17 protein-coding genes are annotated in these 17,778 nt (G+C 61.8%); 10 read left to right on the top strand and 7 right to left on the bottom strand.

Annotated features, from left to right (window positions below; all coding sequences use genetic code 11):
- Window positions 1-9: 9 nt before the first annotated feature.
- The 5 genes from ACTT2I_RS03465 (at window position 10) to ACTT2I_RS03445 (ending at window position 6,312) form a co-directional block, all read left to right on the top strand.
- Window positions 10-3,147 carry an efflux RND transporter permease subunit gene (locus tag ACTT2I_RS03465; protein WP_443096784.1) on the top strand — a complete coding sequence of 1,046 codons (3,138 nt, stop codon included), beginning with the start codon at window positions 10-12 and terminating at the stop codon, window positions 3,145-3,147.
- Window positions 3,144-3,875, top strand: a complete 732-nt coding sequence (locus ACTT2I_RS03460) for a HupE/UreJ family protein (RefSeq protein WP_345785049.1) — start codon at window positions 3,144-3,146, stop codon at window positions 3,873-3,875. The genes ACTT2I_RS03465 and ACTT2I_RS03460 overlap by 4 nt, the downstream gene beginning before the upstream one ends.
- A gap of 19 nt (window positions 3,876-3,894) precedes the next feature.
- On the top strand, window positions 3,895-4,533 hold the full coding sequence (locus tag ACTT2I_RS03455; protein ID WP_319623686.1) for a hypothetical protein: 639 nt from the start codon (window positions 3,895-3,897) through the stop codon (window positions 4,531-4,533).
- A 40-nt stretch (window positions 4,534-4,573) separates the two neighbouring features.
- On the top strand, window positions 4,574-4,813 hold the full coding sequence (locus ACTT2I_RS03450; RefSeq protein ID WP_319623687.1) for a hypothetical protein: 240 nt from the start codon (window positions 4,574-4,576) through the stop codon (window positions 4,811-4,813).
- A gap of 164 nt (window positions 4,814-4,977) precedes the next feature.
- Window positions 4,978-6,312 (top strand): MFS transporter, encoded by a 1,335-nt coding sequence (locus ACTT2I_RS03445; RefSeq protein ID WP_443096783.1) that lies wholly within the window; start codon window positions 4,978-4,980, stop codon window positions 6,310-6,312.
- Window positions 6,313-6,524: 212 nt separating this feature from the next.
- Here ACTT2I_RS03445 and ACTT2I_RS03440 read toward each other — a convergent pair.
- Window positions 6,525-7,666 (bottom strand): IS3-like element ISStma9 family transposase gene (locus ACTT2I_RS03440; protein ID WP_319623689.1). Its coding sequence is split into 2 segments (ribosomal slippage): window positions 6,525-7,429 and window positions 7,429-7,666, totalling 1,143 coding nucleotides; the frame shifts between segments, so codons are not numbered across the junction.
- Between the two features lie 37 nt (window positions 7,667-7,703).
- On the opposite strand from ACTT2I_RS03440, the gene ACTT2I_RS03435 reads away from it, so the two are divergent.
- Window positions 7,704-8,033 carry a hypothetical protein gene (locus ACTT2I_RS03435; protein ID WP_216359492.1) on the top strand — a complete coding sequence of 110 codons (330 nt, stop codon included), beginning with the start codon at window positions 7,704-7,706 and terminating at the stop codon, window positions 8,031-8,033.
- Window positions 8,034-8,132: 99 nt separating this feature from the next.
- Here ACTT2I_RS03435 and ACTT2I_RS03430 read toward each other — a convergent pair whose 3' ends face one another.
- The 5 genes from ACTT2I_RS03430 to ACTT2I_RS03410 all read right to left on the bottom strand — a co-directional run bounded on the left by ACTT2I_RS03430 (window position 8,133) and on the right by ACTT2I_RS03410 (window position 13,999).
- Window positions 8,133-8,564 carry a hypothetical protein gene (locus ACTT2I_RS03430; protein WP_088435229.1) on the bottom strand — a complete coding sequence of 144 codons (432 nt, stop codon included), beginning with the start codon at window positions 8,562-8,564 and terminating at the stop codon, window positions 8,133-8,135.
- On the bottom strand, window positions 8,557-10,443 hold the full coding sequence (locus ACTT2I_RS03425; RefSeq protein WP_443096782.1) for a hypothetical protein: 1,887 nt from the start codon (window positions 10,441-10,443) through the stop codon (window positions 8,557-8,559). The genes ACTT2I_RS03430 and ACTT2I_RS03425 overlap by 8 nt, the downstream gene beginning before the upstream one ends.
- A gap of 94 nt (window positions 10,444-10,537) precedes the next feature.
- Window positions 10,538-12,064 carry a site-specific integrase gene (locus ACTT2I_RS03420; protein ID WP_088435227.1) on the bottom strand — a complete coding sequence of 509 codons (1,527 nt, stop codon included), beginning with the start codon at window positions 12,062-12,064 and terminating at the stop codon, window positions 10,538-10,540.
- Window positions 12,061-13,251: a site-specific integrase gene (locus ACTT2I_RS03415; protein ID WP_088435226.1), complete on the bottom strand. Its 1,191-nt coding sequence runs from the start codon at window positions 13,249-13,251 to the stop codon at window positions 12,061-12,063. The genes ACTT2I_RS03420 and ACTT2I_RS03415 overlap by 4 nt, the downstream gene beginning before the upstream one ends.
- A 205-nt stretch (window positions 13,252-13,456) precedes the next feature.
- Window positions 13,457-13,999 carry a single-stranded DNA-binding protein gene (locus tag ACTT2I_RS03410; RefSeq protein ID WP_088435225.1) on the bottom strand — a complete coding sequence of 181 codons (543 nt, stop codon included), beginning with the start codon at window positions 13,997-13,999 and terminating at the stop codon, window positions 13,457-13,459.
- 313 nt (window positions 14,000-14,312) lie between these two features.
- Between ACTT2I_RS03410 and ACTT2I_RS03405 the strand changes: the two genes are divergently transcribed.
- Complete coding sequence (locus ACTT2I_RS03405; RefSeq protein WP_088434356.1) at window positions 14,313-15,344, top strand: LacI family DNA-binding transcriptional regulator; 1,032 nt, start codon at window positions 14,313-14,315, stop codon at window positions 15,342-15,344.
- Window positions 15,345-15,362: 18 nt separating this feature from the next.
- On the opposite strand, the gene ACTT2I_RS03400 is transcribed toward ACTT2I_RS03405, so the two are convergent.
- The gene (locus ACTT2I_RS03400) at window positions 15,363-15,689 is read right to left on the bottom strand and encodes a hypothetical protein (RefSeq protein ID WP_293984227.1); all 327 of its coding nucleotides are present in this window, start codon (window positions 15,687-15,689) and stop codon (window positions 15,363-15,365) included.
- A gap of 113 nt (window positions 15,690-15,802) precedes the next feature.
- Here ACTT2I_RS03400 and ACTT2I_RS03395 point away from each other — a divergent pair, with 113 nt between their 5' ends.
- The 3 genes from ACTT2I_RS03395 (at window position 15,803) to ACTT2I_RS03385 (ending at window position 17,777) form a co-directional block, all read left to right on the top strand.
- The gene (locus tag ACTT2I_RS03395) at window positions 15,803-16,402 is read left to right on the top strand and encodes an RNA polymerase sigma factor (RefSeq protein WP_443096781.1); all 600 of its coding nucleotides are present in this window, start codon (window positions 15,803-15,805) and stop codon (window positions 16,400-16,402) included.
- Window positions 16,399-16,815 carry a hypothetical protein gene (locus ACTT2I_RS03390; RefSeq protein ID WP_088434354.1) on the top strand — a complete coding sequence of 139 codons (417 nt, stop codon included), beginning with the start codon at window positions 16,399-16,401 and terminating at the stop codon, window positions 16,813-16,815. Before ACTT2I_RS03395 ends, ACTT2I_RS03390 begins: the two co-directional genes overlap by 4 nt.
- A gap of 68 nt (window positions 16,816-16,883) precedes the next feature.
- Window positions 16,884-17,777 (top strand): ABC transporter ATP-binding protein, encoded by an 894-nt coding sequence (locus ACTT2I_RS03385; protein ID WP_088434353.1) that lies wholly within the window; start codon window positions 16,884-16,886, stop codon window positions 17,775-17,777.
- Window position 17,778 lies beyond the last annotated feature (1 nt).

Raw genomic sequence — 17,778 nt, 5'->3', positions numbered from 1 at the left:
GGACGCCCCATGCTAGAGCGAATCATTCGCGCGTCCATCGCGCACAGATGGCTTGTGCTCCTTCTGGTCCTGGCCTTCTCAGGCCTTGGGATCTGGAACTACAGCAAGCTTCCCATCGACGCCGTTCCTGACATCACCAATGTCCAGGTTCAGATCAACACCGAAGCTCCCGGCTACTCACCGCTGGAGGCCGAGCAACGGGTCACATTCCCCGTCGAAACAGCGTTAGCCGGGTTGGCAAAGCTGGAATACACCCGTTCCATCTCACGCTACGGACTGTCTCAGGTCACGGTGGTGTTTGAAGATGGCACGGACATCTACTTCGCCCGTCAGCAGGTCGCAGAGCGGCTTCAGCAAGCGGCATCCCAATTGCCCGAGGGACTCAAGCCCAGCCTTGGACCGGTAGCGACCGGCCTGGGCGAGATCTTCATGTACACCGTGGAAGCTGAGCCGGGTGCTGAGGAGACGTGGACGCCGATGGCGCTTCGTACGCTGCAGGACTGGGTGGTCCGACCGCAGATGCGCCACTTGAAGGGCGTAACGGAGGTCAACACCGTCGGGGGCTATGTCCGCCAGTTCCACATCACGCCGGACCCGAAGAAGCTCCAAGCCTACGGACTGACGTTGCAGGACGTGCTGGAAGCCGTGGCACGCAGCAACACCAACGTGGGCGCCGGCTACATCGAGAAGAGCGGTGAGCAGTACCTGGTCCGCGTGCCGGGGCAGGTGGCCGACATGGCGGGTTTGCGCAAGATCGTTGTGGCCAACCGTGATGGCATGCCATTGCGCGTTGGCGATCTGGCGGACGTTGTTGAAGGCACCGAACTTCGCACAGGCGCGGCAACCAAGGATGGCAAGGAAGTAGTCCTTGGTACGGCCTTCATGCTCATCGGTGAAAACAGCCGGGACGTGGCTCAGCGAACCGCCGCCAAGCTCAAGGACATCGATGCCACCTTGCCTGACGGCGTGCGGGCGCATCCCGTCTACGACAGAACCGAACTGGTGGACCGGACCATCGAGACGGTGAAGAAGAACCTTCTCGAAGGCGCCTTGCTCGTCATCGCGGTCCTCTTCCTGCTTCTGGGCAATCTTCGCGCGGCGCTGATCACTGCGGCGGTCATTCCATTGACGATGCTGCTGACGATCACAGGCATGGTCCAGAATCGTGTCTCCGCGAATCTGATGAGCCTGGGCGCACTGGATTTTGGCCTGATCGTGGATGGGGCGGTCATCATCGTGGAGAACTGCCTGCGCCGCTTTGGCGAACGGCAACACCTTCTGGGCCGTCTGTTAACCCGCGAAGAACGATTCTCCTTGGCGGCAAGCGCCAGTGCAGAAGTGATCAAGCCAAGCCTGTTCGGCCTTTTCATCATCGCGGCGGTCTACATCCCGATCTTTGCCCTCTCCGGCGTGGAAGGGAAGATGTTCCACCCGATGGCGCTTACCGTGGTGATCGCGCTTACCGGTGCCATGGCGCTGTCTCTGACATTCGTGCCGGCCGCTGTGGCTCAGTTCGTAACGGGGAAGGTTTCGGAGAAGGAAACCAAGGCCATGCGCGGTGTCACCAAGCTGTATGGCCCGATGCTTGAGCGAGCTGTCAACGCACGCAAGGTGGTGGTCGCCTCGGCCGCAGTGCTCACCGTCCTGGCGGGTCTGCTTGCAAGCCGCCTCGGCACTGAGTTCATTCCGAACCTGGATGAGGGCGATATCGCACTGCATGCGCTCCGAATTCCTGGGACCAGCTTGACTCAGGCCATCGGCATGCAACGTCAGCTGGAAGCGGCGATCAAGCAGTTCCCCGAGGTGGATGAAGTCGTCGCCAAAATCGGCACTGCCGAGGTGGCTAACGATCCCATGCCCCCCTCCGTAGCCGACACCTTCATCATGCTCAAAGATCGGGACCAATGGCCCGATCCGCGCAAGCCGAAGGCGCAGCTTGTTGCCGAGCTTGAGAAAGTGGTTCGCGCCATTCCCGGCAACAACTACGAGTTTACGCAGCCGGTGCAGATGCGGATGAACGAGCTCATTGCAGGCGTTCGGGCTGAGGTTGCCGTCAAGCTGTACGGCGACGACCTGGAGCAGCTAGCAGCCATCGGCGCTCAGGTGGAGGACGTTGCCAGCGGAATCCAGGGAGCGGCCGACGTGAAAATTGAGCAGATCACCGGTCTGCCCTTGATGACGATCACGCCGGACCTGGATGCACTTGCACGATACGGTGTAGCCATCGACGACGTGCAAAAGACCATCTCGGTGGCGCTGGGAGGTGAATCGGTCGGCCAGGTGTTCGAAGGCGATCGCCGCTTCGACATCGTGGTTCGTCTGCCGGAGAACCTGCGCCAGGACATCGGAACACTGGCGTCACTACCTGTAGCCGTCGCGCCAGGGGCGAGCACAGGCCAAGAGCGTAGCTTCGTGCCTTTGGGTCAGTTGGCCAAGGTCGAGATTGCGCCCGGTCCTAACCAGATCAGCCGCGAGAATGGCAAACGCAGGGTGGTAATCACCAGCAATGTGCGCGGACGCGATCTGGGGTCCTTTGTCGAGGAGCTGCGCAGCAAAGTCGGAAAAGAAGTCCAGCTGCCCGAAGGCTACTGGATCGAGTACGGCGGCACATTTGAGCAGTTGATCTCGGCAAGCAAGCGCCTGTCCATCGTCGTGCCAGTGGTTCTGGTAATGATCTTCGGATTGCTGTTCATGGCATTCGGCTCAGGAAAGGATGCTGCGATCGTGTTCAGTGGCGTGCCGCTCGCACTGACCGGGGGCGTGGTGGCGCTATGGCTGCGCGACATTCCCTTGTCCATCTCCGCAGGCGTGGGGTTCATCGCGCTTTCGGGCGTTGCCGTGCTCAACGGCTTGGTAATGATCAGCTTCATCAAGAACCTGCGGGAAGAAGGCATGCCCCTGCATAGGGCAGTCACCGAAGGTGCTCTTACTCGCCTCCGGCCAGTCCTGATGACGGCACTTGTGGCGAGCCTGGGCTTCCTTCCCATGGCCCTGAACGTCGGTGCTGGCGCGGAAGTTCAGCGCCCGCTCGCAACCGTGGTGATCGGCGGAATCATCTCTTCAACGCTGCTGACACTGCTCGTGCTGCCGGCGCTGTATCGACTGATCCACCGCGAAAAACCTGATCTGGAAAGTCGCTCCCCATGAATCATCCATCTCCTTTCCGCACAAGGAACTCGTCTTTGACTTCCCCCACCAAGCTCTTTGCATGGCTTTCGATGCTTGCCGCAGTCCTCCTGCCGTTTGCGGCGTTCGCGCACGGTGTCAGCGAGGGCGACCAGGCCTTCCTTGAAGAAAGCACCGGTAGGCAACTGATCGCGTTCACCTACCTCGGCGCCAAGCACATGGTGACTGGATACGACCACCTTCTGTTCCTGTTCGGGGTGATTTTCTTCCTTTACCGCATGCGGGACGTGAGCATCTACGTCACTTTGTTCGCCATTGGTCACAGCACGACGCTGCTGCTCGGTGTGCTCGGCGGCTTTCACGTCAACGCCTATCTGGTCGACGCGATCATCGGCCTGTCGGTGGTCTACAAGGCCTTGGACAACATGGGCGCGTTCAAGCGCTGGTTCGGCGTGCAACCCAACACCAAGATTGCGGTCCTTGTCTTCGGCTTCTTCCACGGCTTCGGCCTGGCCACGAAGCTTCAGGACTTCTCGATATCGCCGGACGGGCTGGTCCCCAACATGCTTGCGTTCAACGTGGGCGTTGAGCTCGGCCAACTGCTAGCGCTTGCCGGCATCCTGATTGTGATGGGCTTCTGGCGTCGACTGCCGTCCTTCAACCGTCAGGCCTACGGCGTTAACACCATCTTGATGATGGCCGGCTTCGTGCTCATCGGCATGCAGCTCACCGGCTACTTCGTTTCCTGATTTCTGACCGAGACCCATTATGTCGATCACCACCAATCAACCACTTCCCACCACTGGCCGCCTGCTGAAGTCGACCCTTCTTGCCGCTGCCATTGCCGGCGCGCTTCTCGTCACGGCCGTTCTGCCGGCGGAGTACGGCCTTGATCCCACAGGGATCGGCCGGGCGCTGGGCTTGACCGCCCTGGCGGACGGCGGAAGCACCGTCATCGACCCGTCCACGCCGACGTCCTCAACAGCATCGGGGGCAGAGGCCGCCTTGGCGGAGAAGGCCGCGGCCGCATTCGGGGCGAACAAAGGGCAATCGCTTGATCCAGGCGCGATATCGCTCACCAACGGTGAGCTTCGCCAGGACGCGATGACGATCACGCTGGAGCCGGGCAAGGGAAAAGAGGTCAAGTCCCACATGGTTGCTGGCGCGGGAATGCTGTTCCGCTGGAAGGCAACTGGTGAAGTGGCAGTCGATATGCACGGCGAGCGCCCCGACGTGAAGGGCGCATGGACCAGCTACGCCGTCGAAGGTGCGCAGCGGGAGTCTCACGGCACCTTCATCGCGCCATTTGAGGGAACTCATGGGTGGTACTGGCAGAACCGAAGCGACAAGCCGGTGACCGTGAGCATCGAACTTATTGGCTACCAAGCCGACATCTATCAGCCGTAACACCCCGGCACTTTGCCGATCCAAACCGAGGAGAAACAACATGAAAGCTCATAGCGCGGTAGTTGCCGGCCTGCTTCTCAGCATGTCCCTTTTCACCACGGCGTCCGCCCATGATCCGGCCCTTCATGCCGATCCAGCCCCCTCGGCTGCCCCCAAGGCCAAGCCGACAACCTGCGAGCAGCTTGCGGACCGTTCGAAGTTCAAGGTGGACCTAAATGATGCCCAGACCAAGGTGCTAAAGGAACGTTGCGAAGCGAAGGCAGCGCCGAAGAAGAAGTAAATCCACTCGCGTTTAGCGAACGACCCCGCCATGCCGGCGGGGTCGTCACCCCGACCCAAACAGTGGTGGGCGTACACTCCGCCCGTCTGCCGCCTCTGCCCTGAAGCCAGGCAGATGGTGTCCACGAGTTGGGGCCGTCAAAACGTTGCTACCAGGACAATTCCATGCTCGAAGTACTGAGTCACCCGACGTTTCGCCGCCTATTTGGTGCACAGATAGTCGCCCTGGTCGGAACCGGCTTGGCAACTGTCGCCCTTGCCCTCCTGGCCTACGACCTGGCGGGCGCCCAAGCGGGCGCGGTGCTGGGCACCGCACTGGCCATCAAGATGGTCGTGTACGTAACCTTGGCTCCCGTTTCAGGAGCGTTGGTCCCAGCACGGCTGCGCAAGCGGGTGCTGATCGCACTCGACCTGATTCGCGCCGCTGTGGCGATCTGTCTGCCCTTCGTCACCGAGATCTGGCAGGTGTATGTCCTTATCGCTGTGCTGCAGTCGGCGTCGGCATGCTTCATGCCGCTGTTTCAGTCCACAATCCCCGAAATTCTTAAGGAAGAGCGCGATTACACACGCGCGCTCTCGCTTTCCCGATTGGCATATGACCTTGAGAGCCTGCTGAGCCCGGCGCTTGCTGCCGCGCTGCTGGCGATCATCAGCTTCCACGGGCTGTTCGCTGGTACCTCGGTAGGTTTCATCCTCTCGGCGGTGCTAGTCGCGTCCACCACGTTCCCCGCCCTCGCTGCGGTCGCTTCCAAGGATGGTCCCTATGCGCGAGCCATCCGTGGAATGCGAATTTACCTTCGCACCCCGCGATTGCAGGGCCTGCTTGCATTGAACCTCTGTGCCGCAGCCGGCGGCGCGATGGTGTTCGTCAATACGGTGGTCATGGTCCGCACCGTTCTGGGCGGGGCTGAGGAACAGGTTGCGTGGGCGTTGGCGGCTTTCGGCGGCGGCTCCATGCTGGTAGCGCTTGTTCTTCCAAAGGTTCTTGACCGCATTTCGGACCGCACAGTGATGCTGACTGCAGGACTGTTCATGGCAGCTGTCCTGGTCACCTTCCTCGGCATTTGGTTTTTCCTGAAGGGAAATCTTGGATGGGCGGCGGTCATCCCGACCTGGACGCTGTTGGGCATGGCATATGCCGGTCTGGTTACCCCCGGCGGACGGCTGCTGCGACGTTCGGCTGAGTCCGCCGATCTGCCATTCCTCTTCGCCGCCCAGTTTTCCCTATCGCACGTTTGCTGGCTGATTGCCTATCCGCTGGCCGGCTGGGTCGGTGCCCGCTACGGCCTGCATGTTGCCTTGGCCGCCCTGGTGACTCTGGCCGCACTCGGTTTGGTCGCCGCGTGGCGCAGGTGGCCGGCGCACGATCCTGAGGAGATAGCGCATCAGCACGAGCATCTTGCTGAGGACGACCCGCACCTGTTGGCACACCGCGACACGGATGGCATGCACCGCCACCGGTTTGTCATCGATCAGCTTCACACGCGCTGGCCAGGCTGACCAGGGCGCCGGCAGGCGGACAGCACGGGCGCGCTGCTTACTTGCGAGTTTGATCGCACACGTACATGTCCACGTCGACGTCATATCGACAGGCAAGTCCACATTCGTAAGAGCCCACTTCCTCCGACCCGGGCACTGGAGGCTTATTTCTCAGGGCGGCTATTGCAACTGCCTGGCAATGTTTGAATCGCCCAGGGTTTTCTAGACAGTCGTCAGCCGTTTAGTGCGTACTGCTTCTCGAACTCTACCGGGGACAGCCCGTCGTTGGAACTGTGCCGCCGTTTTGGGTTGTAGAACATCTCGATGTACTGGAAGACGTCGGCCCGTGCCTCGTCGTGATTGCTGTAGATCCTCCGCTTAATACGCTCCCGCTTCAGTAGCTGGAAGAAGCTCTCCATCGCTGCGTTGTCATGGCAATTGCCTCGTCGACTCATGCTGCACACGATGTCGTGCTCGCGCAGGAAGCTCTGCCAGTCTTCGCTGGTGAACTGGGTTCCCTGGTCGGAGTGAAGCAGAAGCCCGGGGCTTGGCTTGCGCCGCCACACTGCGGCCAATAGCGCCTGCAAAACCAGGTCCGTATGTTGAGTTGGTCGGGTTGCCCATCCAACGACCTGACGCGAAAACAGATCAAACACTACCGCCAAGTACAGGAAGCCGTCGTACGTGCGGATGTAGGTGATGTCCGTGACCCACGCGCGATTTGGCTCACTGACTTTGAAGCCGCGAGCCAGAACGTTCTTGGCGACTGATCCAACAGGGCCGCTCAATGGGCGTGGTCGCCGACCGTAGCCGACCATTGCCCGCAGCCCCTCGCTCTTCATCAAGCGTGCCACGCGATGACGACTACACGTCTCGCCAAGCTCGCGCAGATCTGTGGTCACTTTGCGGTGGCCATACACAGAGCCGCTTTCCAGCCAGCTGTGCTTGATTAGGCCGAGCAACCGCTGATCGTCCTTGTCGCGAGCGCTTGCCGGCTCTTTTAGCCAGGCGTAGTAGCCACTGCGATGGACGCCAAGCATCCGACACATCGCCGCGAGGCCGAACTCATCTGCGTGTTGCTTCATGAAGGCGTACTTTGCTCTTACCCCTTTGCAAAGTACGCGGCGGCTTTTTTTAGGATGTCTCGCTCTTCAGTGACCCTGCGTAGCTCAGCCTTGAGGCGGCGCACTTCCGCGTTCTGGTCCTGCTCCACGCGCCGGCCAACCTCGCCTTTGCCTTGTTGCCGCTTCCAGCCGTAAAGGCTGTGGATCGAGACGCCCAATCGCTCGGCAACCTCCGCTACCGGACGGCCGTACTCAACGATCTGCCGGACCGCCTCGATCTTGAACTCATCGGTGTACCGCTTCGTGCTCATAACCACCTCCGCCTAAGCCATAGTTTATGGCTGCGAGGTGTCTACGGAACCCTGGGCGATTCATTCCCCGTTTGAGACTAAGCACGGTGTCAAGGGCGATCAGTTCGAGAATGTTCTGGTGGTCTTTGGGCGCGGATGGAACGACTACGACTTCAATCTCTATCTGCAGATGGCGACCAACGAGAGCTTGATCGCATCGCGCCAAGTCGCCTACGAGCGCTATAGGAATCTGTTCTACGTGGCGGTTTCAAGGCCGCGGAAGCGCCTTGCGCTTCTCTTCACTCATAAGCTCGATCCGGCGGCAGTCGCCACGCTGCAGCATTGGTTCTCCGGCCATTCAGTCGAGGATTTGGGCTTCAGCCTGTGAAGGCTGCCCGCCAGTCGGATCATCCTGATTGCTGTGCCGGCAGTTGCCAGTCATCTAGAAGCGTGCCCCGCACTAGTTCCGGCGGTTGCACCGGCCACTCTAGATGCCCTTGTGTGGACTCTTCTTTTTCTGCGTCAGCCCCAAGTCAACCTCCGGGAGCGGACAATTCAGTTCGGCCTCGGACATTCCTTTCAGATGCGCGTTGTACTGCCAGATGACGAACTGACCCATCAGTCCTTCATTCTCTCGCCTTAGGCGGCCGTTTTCCGCCTCCAAGCGAACAATCCGTTCGCCTGCTGCGCGCAACGAGGATGGCAAAGGCACTGGCAACGCATCTGACCGCACCCGCGCCTTGGCCAGTTCAAACGCTTCCCGGATTCTCATCGAACGATAGAGTGTCTGGCGCACCGGCTGAAGGCCTAGGCGCTTTTGGCAGGCCTCGACCAACGCCTCCCAGGTCAGGCCCGATTTCCACCCATCGAGAATCTCGACAACGCGCTGGACATCGCGATCTCGCAGATGTCTACCCATTGTCAAGCATCCCGGTCTGTCCGTCTGCAGGAGGCAGTGCGAGGGAGCGCTTTCGAAGCGCCCTGCGCACAGGACTGAACTCCTGGTTGGCCCTGAGCCTGATCAAGGTGCCATCTGGAACCTGCGCGGACTGCATAACCTCGATCAGTTGCGCGAGCCTTTGCTGCGTCATTTGGTGCGTCTCGAACCAGCGATCCGCTCCCGCGGTGCCATTGGCGATCTCGGACGAAGCGCGCTCCACCAGCGCGTTCACCTGCATCAGCCGCTCTTGCATTCTCGCCAACCGCCGATCGCCCTTCACGCACATCTGCTCACTGCAGTTCAGGCAGTCCCGGAAGCGCTGGCACGGCGCCATGACGAAATCGTGGACGCAATAGCCGTATTCGGTGACGTGCGCAGTCGGGACCAGCAAGAGGTCAAATTCCTGCCGGGTCATTGGAACCTTGTCCGCCAGCAGCTTCAGGTTGCTATCCACGACCGAATCTGTCTTTAGTACAGGGTCGTGGCGTTTGATCATCTCCACGACCTCAAACTCCGACAGGTGATCATAGACCCGGTTCTGCTCAATACTGGTTCGGCCGGACCAGTGTGCGATGTCTGCTTGGCTCATCCCCCCTCGCTGCGCCATGGTGTTGAGCAGGTGACGGAATTGGTGAGACGTCAACTTCTTTGAGCTCTTGTCGACCGACATCCCATGCCTTTCGAAGATCGACGCGGAGTTCTCCCGGCTTCCCACGTCGTCATTGAAGGTGTTGGACGTTGGCTTCTTCAAGACAAGGGGCATGACCCGTCGCTCTGTATCGAGCAAGTTTGACAGGCAACTAAACAGGGCGTCGGCGAAACGCAGGCCACGATCCTTGTCATACCAAGGGAACTCCTTGGGCAACTTTGACCGGACCCATTCGTTGAGCATTCTCAGTGTGATGGGCCCCTGCCTCAGAAAAAACCCTAGACGGTTGATTTCGCCCCTGATGTAGTTGGAATCCACATCCAGGCATCCCAGCGCCGCCCCGATCTGATCTAGGCTCAGCGCATCATCTTCTGCGACCCTAGGGCATTGCGCGTGTCTGGGAAACTGGTCGGGATTGCGCTCAAGCCAGGAAGCCAACCAGCGTGCATCCTGCGTCATGTGCCTTACGCGACCGATGGCCTCCTCCGCGAGCGGGGCCATGACGCCGGGAATCCACTTTACATAAGGCGCTGCGCCTTTTCCGGGCCAGAGTCGCCAGCCATATGAGATCGATCCGTCTTTGCAGGTCTCTCGCACCTCACACTCACTTTCCAATGCGAGCACTTCGGCGATGCGTGAAGGCGCGCAAAGCAGCATCGCCGACAACGAGGTTGTAAAGACGTCACGTGGCTCGGAAGGATGGGAGGCGAATAGCTCCGCCATCGCTTCCACGGCGGCCGCATCAGGCAACTTGCGCACCCGTTCCTCCCTCGCCTGCCGTCCGGTTCTGACTGTATCCGCTGGACGTGCTATCGGGCTCGCCCATTGCAGGCACCTAGGCACCAGACGCTCGTCCGAAAGGAACGTGGCGAGCTTGGCCAACTCCCTTCCCGCCTGATACGCCACCCCCGCAGAGTATGCTTCGCGTGCCAGCATCGCCGCCGCATCCAGGATGCACCCATCGACGTCGGCGATGCTGGCGCCGCCGGTTCGATTAACGAGCGCCCGTTCCAGCACTCGCAATGCCCGCATCTCCGTGAAGGCCTTGCGCTTGCCGGCGCGCTGCATGTAGCGAAAGTAGGCCTTGGCAAAAGTCAAGAAAGGCTCTTGCAGGACATTCTCAGGTTTCAGCACGCGGCTCGTCTGATCCAGGTTTCCAAACGAGACGCCAGGATTTGGCCATTGGTTCTCATCCCAGCTCAGGTCCATGCCGAATACCGTGAGCTTGTGTCTGCATGTCTCAATGAACGATGCACGATTCTGCGCGGCACTCTGCTGTCTTCTCGAACTAAACGGCAGCGGCCTAGTCATGGTCGCGCAACTCCGTCTTACGTTGCTCACACAGGCAAATGACCTGCGAAACCGCAATGATGGTCCGGTCATTGATCGCCGCAATCGAGTCGTCCATCGTGATGGTGCGGATGCGCCCACGCTCCTGGACGAGTCGATCCATGACTTCGCGGTGCGGCGCGTCAAGCCAAGGCTGGAAGGCCTTGCAGGTGTAGCAAGCCAGAGGTGCAATGGCGCCGCAAAAGCCAAACGAGCCGCAAGTGCCCACATTGGACCCGCTGTCACACCGAATCCGGCTGGCGATGTCATTCCCGCGCAGCGCCTCGGCTTCCTTGTCCACCAACATGCCGGAAAATGCCTGAACGATGGGCGCCAGCTGCGCAGCAACCGCCGCATCAATGGCCGCCACGTGTTCCGGCACATTCTCGGTGTACACACGTGCGTTTTGATCGTCGGTATGATCAAGTAGCTCTGCTATCACGACCGTCCCGAGCCCCTCCCTAGCGGCGCGGGTGGCAACCGTCCTCCTCAACCTTAGCGGAAAGACATGCAGACTCTTGCGTGTGCGCTCGGACGGGACCTCTAGACGCGCCACCGTCCGCTCTAGACGAGCGGTGATGGTTGCAGTCCGTATATGGAACGCCTCCGACCTTAGCCTTTGCCTCACCTCGGCGAGAGGGAGACCACGCGCACGCCGCACTGTGCGCCAAGAGGGGAACAGCGGCGCCTGGTCGATATCGTCTTTTGACAGTGCCGGCCAGAAGCGCCTCATGCGCCGGGTGGTGTGTTCCACCAGCTCCAACATCGGCGCCGCCTTCTCATGGGTGAGGTAGGCGGGCTTGAACTCCGATCTCCAAGTGCAGGCCTGCTTTCTCCGCGGAACCAGCACGACCAGGCCACACTCCTCTTGAACGCTCCCGTCTGGGCGTTTTATGTCGGCCAACTTGAGGTCTCCCAGCTGACTCGGCCTTCGGCCCGTGCTGACCAAGAAATCCGCCAGGACATAACTTCCCAGACTTACAGATCGATCGGAGAAAGCCTGTACCAAGCGATCTGTCAAACCCTCGTACTCCAACTGCGAGAGCGGACCCTTCTTCGAGCATCGCGTCCTGACCGCCACGCCTTTTGGCGAGCTCTTGTCCTTCCATGCGCAAATCGTGTTCAACACATCTCTGTCGATTCCCGGCGCTTTAAGCCGGACCCAGTGCCGGAGCAACGTCACAAACCCTGGCAGGTGACACCGTTCCCGCTCACTTAGGGTGTTTCGATAGTTGATCAGGTCTATAGAGTCCACGCACAACACACGATCGGCACGATGCGTCAGGAACGTGATGAATTTCCTGAACCCACCAAGGGCCGCCATCACCGTGCCAGGAGCGAATTTTGATGCATACCAAGATGCAACACTTAGGAATCCGTCGCGCAGTTCTCCATCAAGTGACTCCCGAACCCACTCCAAATGGATGGTCACATCCCGGGACAAAACCCATACGGCTTCTTCTACATCCAGCTCGTATCCCTCTCGGCTCAGGATCTTCATGCCCGTCCCTTGTCGCGCCTGGACTTTTGAAGCATCAAGGTCGCTTCCATGGCTTTGCGCTGGGTGTGACGTCGCGTGTAGGTGGCTGCCGAGCCCGAACCTTCCCGCCAGCCCATGATGTAAGACCGCATCTTCTCCTCCTGGGCAGGCGGTGTACCCAGCGAATCCATCTGCCGGGAGAAACGATCGTTCGCGGTGTGCCGAATCACGTGCGGCGATAATCCGTCGAGTCTTCCATGCGCAGCTTCGCGTAGCTTGGCGAATGCCTTGGACAGCGCCTGGTAGGACATGGGCTGTCCGTGATGCGGGCCCAACTTGTGCGTCACCAGCAGGAATGAATGCCGTCGCGACGCGGCGCAGCTTTTTCGTTCACTCGATACGTAGCCTAAAATCCGCCGCGCGAGTTCGTCCGTGATCGGCAGGACCCTGTCCCTTGTCTTTACGACCGGCTGGCTCCTGCGCGGGTCGGAGCTATCACCGTGCCGCCGCGCGACCGTGAAGGTGTTGGCCTGAAAGTCGAAGTCCGAGACCTTCAGGGAAAGCAGTTCACCCGCCCGGAGCCCCAGATCCAGTAGGTCGAGGATGACAGCGTTCCGGATCTGGACTTCAAGTGGAAACGGGTTGAGGGCGCTGCCGGTGCCCATCATTTCATCGAGCAACGATTTCTGCGGTTCATCCAGACCCATTCGCGCATTGATGCTGGACTTACGCTTCCGGCCTCGCTTGCATTTCAGGCGTTCTCCCATCAGCGCGATAGTCAGCGCTGCAGCCTGATCCATGCCTTTTGCTTCACGCTCTAAGAGGTACTTAGCGAGCCAGTCCAGATAGGATGCAACCGCCGTGATTCGGTTATAGGCCGTGTGCGGGTCTACCTGCCTACGCGCCGCACCGGGCGCGGCGCGGACGCGACTGGCATATCTCACCAACGATAAAGGCCGACTACTGAGCGCTGCCTTGGCTGCCCGCGTTCTGAGGAACGTAGCAAGCAGCTGTATCTCAATGTCTGAAAGAAACTGACGGTGAGCTAGCCTTGCTTCAAGGTTGATGCGTTCTGAGTCGGCCCACGCATTCAAGAGCTTGATTGCCTCCAGAGCTGCTTTCGTCGTCGAGGGCGCCAAGCTCGCGTTTCTGAGCTGGGTAGTCATATACAGCGTTGGATTCCACAGAGGAGTTCCCTGCTCGTCCATCAGTATCGGGAACCGCTCCCCATCCCTGAAAACGATGGTCGAAACAACGGGGCCAGTCCTTATGCTCACGGCTATGTACCAAAGCGGCAGGTGGTAGCGAGAACTCTACTCCGGAATGGCCTATACGCAACGGCGCCCAGGTACAGAAAAGCCCGCGCGAAGCGGGCTTTTCCTCTAAAACTAACGTTTAAGACCGTGGTACAACCTAGAACGGAATGTCGTCATCAGCGAAGTCGTCCATCGGCGGCGCTGACTGCTGCGGGGCCTGCTGCTGCGGGCGCTGCTGGCCGTAGCCACCACCACCGCCGCCGCGCTGACCGCCACCACCACCGCCGCCACCACCGCCGTACTCCTGGCGCGGGGCCTGCTGGCGCTGCGGGCGTTCGCCGCCGGCACCACCGCCACCGCCGCCTTCACGGCCGCCGAGCATCTGCATTTCATCGGCAATGATGTCGGTGGAGTACTTCTCCACGCCGTCCTGGCCGGTGTACTTGTCGTAACGCAGGCTGCCTTCGACGTACACCGAGCTGCCCTTGCGCAGGTATTCACCAGCGATCTCGCCGAGCTTGCCGAAGAACACCACGCGGTGCCATTCGGTACGCTCCTGCTGGTTGCCATCCTTGTCCTTGCGGACGCTGGTGGTGGCCAGGCTGATGCGGGTGATCGCCATACCGCCCTGGGTGTACTTCACGTCCGGGTCGTTGCCGAGGTTGCCGACCAGGATGACTTTATTGATGCCGCGCGCCATAGGGTTGCTCTTCCGTTGTCCGAGGGCAGGCCGCAGTCATATCACAGCCCCGGGCGGGGTGCAGATCTGCCGGGCCGCCCTTGGGAGAATTGGGGGGGATCCAGATTGCACCATCTTATCATTGCCGCCGTCCCCGACCCTGTCGGAATTCCGCCCGGAAGCGACCGGAAACCTGCTCGAGCCATATCCCACAAGGGTGACGGCGGTTACGCCGGACGCCGCCTCGCCCCGGCCGTTCGGGCCCTCCCGGCGCCCGGCCCCACCCTCCCGGCGCATGGCATGATGTCGCTTCACTGCCTCATCCCCTGCTGAAATGACCATCCGCGGTAAAGCCACCTCCCTCGATATCGCCCACCTGGCCGGGGTCTCCCAGCCCACGGTCTCGCGGGCGCTGCGCGGCAGCCCGATGGTCAATGCCGAAACCCGGCAGCGGATCCTGGCCATCGCCCGGGAGCTGAACTACAAGGTCGACAAGAACGCCTCCAGCCTGCGCCTGCGCAATGCCGGCACGCTGGCCCTGCTGTTCTTCGAAGACCCGACCAACGACGACTCGCTGATCAACCCGTTCTTCCACGCGATGCTCGGCTCGATCACCCGGGCCTGCGCGCTGCGCGGTTACGACCTGCTGGTCTCCTTCCAGCAGTTGTCCACCGACTGGCAGGCCGATTACGAGGACAGCAACAAGGCCGACGGCATCATCCTGCTCGGCTATGGCGACTACCACGAGTCGCGCGAGCGCCTGCAGCGGCTGGTCGAGCAAGGCACCCATTTCGTGCGCTGGGGCGCTTCCCTGCCCGACCAGCCCGGTGTCTCGATCGGCAGCGACAACTTCCAGGGCGGGTTCGATATCACCGCCCACCTGCTCGACCAGGGCTGCCGCCGGATCGCCTTCGTCGGCCACGCCTCCAGCCACTATCCCGAGTTCGAGCAGCGCTACCGCGGCCATGTCGAGGCGATGCAGGCGCGCGGCCTCACCGCCGAGCCCTCGCTGCAGCACGATGCGATCACCACCGAGCAGTCCGGCTTCGATGCCTGCCAGGCGTTGTTGGCGCGTGGCGAGCGCATCGATGGGCTGTGCGCGGCCAGCGACCTGATCGCGATCGGTGCGATGCGCGCCCTGCGCGAGCACGGCCTGCGCGTACCCGAGGACGTGGCGGTCACCGGCTTCGACGACATCCCGCTGGCCGCCTCGGTCTCCCCACCGCTGTCCACGGTGCAGCAGGACACCAAGCAGGCCGGGCATCTGCTGGTGGAGAAGCTGCTGGCACTGATCGACGGCCAACCGGTGGAAGGCCAGAGCATCGCGGTGAAGCAGGTGCTGCGGGACTCCTCGCTGCGCCGCTGACCGTCCACCGCTGTTGGCTTACTTCAAACGGCGATCCAGCACGAAGTACATCACGTTGCCCAGCCCGGTCGCCCCGAGCAGCAGTGCGATCGCGCCCGGCGTGACCCGGTCGATGCCGAGCAGATCGACCAGGCCGAAGGCCAGGGCCAGGGTCAACATCACGCAGCCCCAATGCAGCGCGGCCAGCCGCCGCTTGGTGGTGTCGCCGGCCAGCAGCGAGCGCACCAGCTCTTCCGAGCCGCGGGCTTCAACGATCCGACGGCGGGTGTGGCCATCGACCACGCTCTTGATGGCATACACGATGCCGAGGATCAGGACGACGGGCAGAATCAGGTTGTAATCCATGGTGCGTTCGTTCCGTTGAGGAGGGGCTTGTCCACTGAGATACGGCCACGGCGGGATCGGTTGCACGGCACACGGTTGCAACCGATGAGGCACTCGCCGTATCTCTATGGAACATGCGCACGTCGCCACCCCCTCCTGCCGACTGTCTCGATGCCGACCGGCTACTGGTCGCCGCCATTCTGTCGCGGCAGCCCGGCGCGTTCGAGCAGCTGGTGCGCGAGTATCAAGGCCTGTGCTGGCGCGTGGTCGATCGCATGGTCCGCCACCCCGAGGACACCCGCGAGCTGTGCCAGGAAGCCTTCCTGCGCATCCATCAGACGTTGCATCAGTACCGCGGCGAGAGCGCACTGAAATCCTGGGTGGCGCAGGTCGCCTATCCGATCGCCAAGCGGCACCTGGAACGGCGACGCATCCCGCTGGTGGAGAACACCGTCAGCGACGACGGCACCGCGTTGATCGATCGGGTCGGCGATGGCATCGATCTGGAAGCCCTGACCAGCGAGCAGGACATCAACGCCCACCTGCACGCTGCGATCGATGCCCTGCCCCCGCTGCAGCGCACCCTGCTCAGCCTCTATCATCTGGAAGAGATCTCCATCGCCGAGATCGCCATCCTCACCGAGCTGGCCGAAGGCACCATCAAGAGCCATCTGTTCCGCAGCCGGAAGCGGCTGCGTGAGCTGCTCGAATCCCGCATTGGAGTGCCCGCATGAGCAGCGCAGACGATCCCCGTATCGACCCGGACGAATGGCAGGCCCAGGAACGCGGCCTGCGTGCGGCGCTGAGCGGCCAACGCGCTGGACCGGACGCCCCCGATTACCTGCGCATTGCCCAGGCGATCGCCTCTGCCCCGCAGAGCGGGCCGCCGATGCGCTTTGCCCGCGATGTCGCCGCGCGCATCGCCCGGCATGACGCCGGGATCGAACGCTGGGTCTCCCGCGTCCTGCTGGCGGTGCTGGCGGTCGCGGTGCTGGGTTTGGGTGCCCTGTTCGGCCCCGCGTGGTGGAGCACGATCGAGCGGACCGCGGGCAGCGCGGCGACCGGGTGGCTGCTGGCTGGCGCAGCATGCGTGGCGCTGTCGTGGCTGGCGGCCCGCTGGCGGGCGTCCCGCCGGAAGCACCCATGACTTACGGCGGATGCAGGCTATCTGAATAGGGCGGATAACCGATCTATCGCCCAGGGGAAGCTGTCCGCATGCTTGAGATCCGCGCGCTGTCCAAGACGTACGCCAATGGGGTCCACGCCCTTGCCGGTGTCACCCTCGATATTCCCCGCGGCATGTTCGGGCTGCTCGGCCCGAATGGCGCCGGCAAGTCCTCGCTGATGCGCACCCTGTCCACGCTGCAGGAAGCGGACAGCGGCACCGCCACGTTGTCGATTCCGGGCGAGGCGAGCATCGATGTACTGCGCGACAAGGACGCCGTGCGCCGACGGCTGGGCTACCTGCCACAGGACTTCGGCGTGTACCCGAAGGTCAGCGCACTGGATCTGCTTGAGCATTTCGCAGTGCTCAAGGGCCTCACCGACAAGGCCCAGCGCCGCGAAGTGGTGGACGCCCTGCTGCAGCAGGTCAATCTGTGGGATGCGCGCAAGCGCAAACTGGGCACGTACTCCGGCGGCATGCGCCAGCGCTTCGGCATCGCACAGGCGCTGCTGGGCGACCCGCGCCTGGTGATCGTCGATGAACCCACCGCCGGTCTGGATCCGGAAGAGCGCAACCGCTTCCTCAACCTGCTTGCGGCGATCGGCGAGAACGTGGCGGTGATCCTGTCCACGCACATCGTCGAGGATGTCACCGACCTGTGCCCGAGCATGGCCATCATGAACAAGGGGCAGGTGCTGCTGACCGGCAAACCCAGCGATGCGATCGATGCGCTGCAGCACCAGGTCTGGCGCAAGCAGGTGGACGCCGCCGCGTTGCCCGCCTACGAAGCCAACCATGTGGTGCTGTCCACCCGCCTGGTGGGTGGCCGGCCGGTGATCCACGTGCACAGCGCCACCGACCCCGGCGACGGTTTCGTTGCCGTCGCGCCCGATCTGGAAGACGTCTATTTCCAGCGACTGCGCCTGCAGTCGCGGGCCGCCTGAC

The organism is Stenotrophomonas sp. PUT21 (assembly GCF_052232875.1).
Taxonomy (GTDB): domain Bacteria; phylum Pseudomonadota; class Gammaproteobacteria; order Xanthomonadales; family Xanthomonadaceae; genus Stenotrophomonas; species Stenotrophomonas maltophilia_N.
This window is presented reverse-complemented; position numbering and strand designations above follow the sequence as displayed.

Coding starts and splice junctions, on each gene's coding strand:
- ACTT2I_RS03395 (WP_443096781.1), top strand. CDS start 15,803: ATGCGCACGTCGCCACCCCCTCCTGCCGACTGTCTCGATGCCGACCGG.
- ACTT2I_RS03445 (WP_443096783.1), top strand. CDS start 4,978: ATGCTCGAAGTACTGAGTCACCCGACGTTTCGCCGCCTATTTGGTGCA.
- ACTT2I_RS03390 (WP_088434354.1), top strand. CDS start 16,399: ATGAGCAGCGCAGACGATCCCCGTATCGACCCGGACGAATGGCAGGCC.
- ACTT2I_RS03430 (WP_088435229.1), bottom strand. CDS start 8,564: ATGGGTAGACATCTGCGAGATCGCGATGTCCAGCGCGTTGTCGAGATT.
- ACTT2I_RS03465 (WP_443096784.1), top strand. CDS start 10: ATGCTAGAGCGAATCATTCGCGCGTCCATCGCGCACAGATGGCTTGTG.
- ACTT2I_RS03410 (WP_088435225.1), bottom strand. CDS start 13,999: ATGGCGCGCGGCATCAATAAAGTCATCCTGGTCGGCAACCTCGGCAAC.
- ACTT2I_RS03450 (WP_319623687.1), top strand. CDS start 4,574: ATGAAAGCTCATAGCGCGGTAGTTGCCGGCCTGCTTCTCAGCATGTCC.
- ACTT2I_RS03455 (WP_319623686.1), top strand. CDS start 3,895: ATGTCGATCACCACCAATCAACCACTTCCCACCACTGGCCGCCTGCTG.
- ACTT2I_RS03420 (WP_088435227.1), bottom strand. CDS start 12,064: ATGAAGATCCTGAGCCGAGAGGGATACGAGCTGGATGTAGAAGAAGCC.
- ACTT2I_RS03385 (WP_088434353.1), top strand. CDS start 16,884: ATGCTTGAGATCCGCGCGCTGTCCAAGACGTACGCCAATGGGGTCCAC.
- ACTT2I_RS03400 (WP_293984227.1), bottom strand. CDS start 15,689: ATGGATTACAACCTGATTCTGCCCGTCGTCCTGATCCTCGGCATCGTG.
- ACTT2I_RS03405 (WP_088434356.1), top strand. CDS start 14,313: ATGACCATCCGCGGTAAAGCCACCTCCCTCGATATCGCCCACCTGGCC.
- ACTT2I_RS03415 (WP_088435226.1), bottom strand. CDS start 13,251: ATGGACGAGCAGGGAACTCCTCTGTGGAATCCAACGCTGTATATGACT.
- ACTT2I_RS03460 (WP_345785049.1), top strand. CDS start 3,144: ATGAATCATCCATCTCCTTTCCGCACAAGGAACTCGTCTTTGACTTCC.
- ACTT2I_RS03425 (WP_443096782.1), bottom strand. CDS start 10,443: ATGGACCTGAGCTGGGATGAGAACCAATGGCCAAATCCTGGCGTCTCG.